General features: G+C 70.7%; 1 protein-coding gene and 1 pseudogene. Both read left to right on the top strand.

Translation table 11 applies throughout. The annotated features are described in order from the left end of the window. Window positions 1–905, top strand: a 905-nt coding sequence (locus ACWDNU_RS46030; protein WP_449673472.1) for a TOMM precursor leader peptide-binding protein, incomplete at its 5' end; no start/stop codon positions are given. A gap of 68 nt (window positions 906–973) precedes the next feature. Next, window positions 974–1,316: pseudogene (locus ACWDNU_RS46025) on the top strand (AarF/ABC1/UbiB kinase family protein); the annotation flags it as partial.

The following is a 1,316-nucleotide window of genomic DNA, read 5'->3' as shown; positions in this document are numbered from 1 at the left end:
GTCGGCCGTCGGCGCGAGCCGATACTTGCGCCATGACGACCACGACGCCACTGCGCGGACCGATGTTGCACCCGCGGGTGATCACCCTGGTTCGGCCCTCCGGGACCGTGCAGCTGGGGTGGGACCCGGAGCGAGCGCTGCTGCTCGAGACCACCGAACTCGACACCGGCACCGTCCTGGCCTTCCTTCGCCTGCTCGACGGCTTGCAGTCGATGCCCCAGATCGTCTGGCGGGCCGGCGAATTCGGTATCGCGCCCGCGCGCACCGTCGCCCTGGTCAGCGCGATCGACGAGGCCGGGCTGCTGCTGCAACCAGAGCGCAAACAGGGCACGGTGCGCGGTGTCGCCGTGCACGGGCTCGGGCCGCTGTCGGACGCGGTGACGATCGGTGTGCGGCGCATGGGCATCCGGCCGACCCGATCCCGGGAGTACCGGCCCGGCACCGCGGTCGGGGCGGGGTGCAACCTGGTGGTCCTCACCGACGCGCTGATGGTCGACCCGCGCCTGTCGGTGGACCTGGTGCTGCGCCGGGTACCGCACCTGCAGGTCCGGATCCGCGACGGCATCGGTGTGGTCGGCCCGCTGGTCCTGCCGGGCCGGACCAGTTGCCTGCGCTGCGCCGATCTCACCCGCACCGGGTTCGACGCCGACTGGCCGCACCTGGCCGCCCAGCTGCTCGGCCGCACCGGGCACGCCTCACCGGCCGGGATCGCGGCCACCACTGCGCTGGCGCTGGGCGAGCTGGAGACGATCGTCGCCTGTTCACCCCGCCAGGACCCGGGCACGCTCGACGCCACGATGGAGCTGAACCTCGACACCCACGAGGTGCACCGACGCCCCTGGCCACCGCATCCCGACTGCGGCTGCCGCACCCTGACCACACCGGAATCGGACGCGGGCCGGTGAGGACTCACACCGCACGGTGTGAGCATTCTTATGGCACACCAGCGGCAAGTTCGGCCATGATGGGTAGCGTGTCCGAGATCGTGCGCCGCAGTTCCAGCCGCAATGCCAAGTTGGCCAAGATTCCGCTCGGTATTGCCGGACGAGCCGCCGTCGGTTTCGGCAAGAAGCTGGTCGGGGGTGACAAGCAGCAGATCAACGCCACGCTGAACCAGAAGGCCGCCGAACAGCTGTTCACCGTGCTCGGCGAGCTCAAGGGCGGCGCGATGAAGTTCGGCCAGGCGCTGAGCGTGATGGAGGCCGCGGTCCCGGAGGAGTTCGGCGAGCACTACCGCGAGGCACTCACCAAGCTGCAGGCCGCCGCGCCGCCGATGCCCGCCGAGACGGTGCACCGGGTGCTTGACCAGCAACTCG

Source organism: Amycolatopsis sp. NPDC003676 (genome assembly GCF_053587275.1).
Note: the sequence above shows the minus strand (reverse complement) of the source record. Positions and strands in the feature narration are given on the sequence as shown.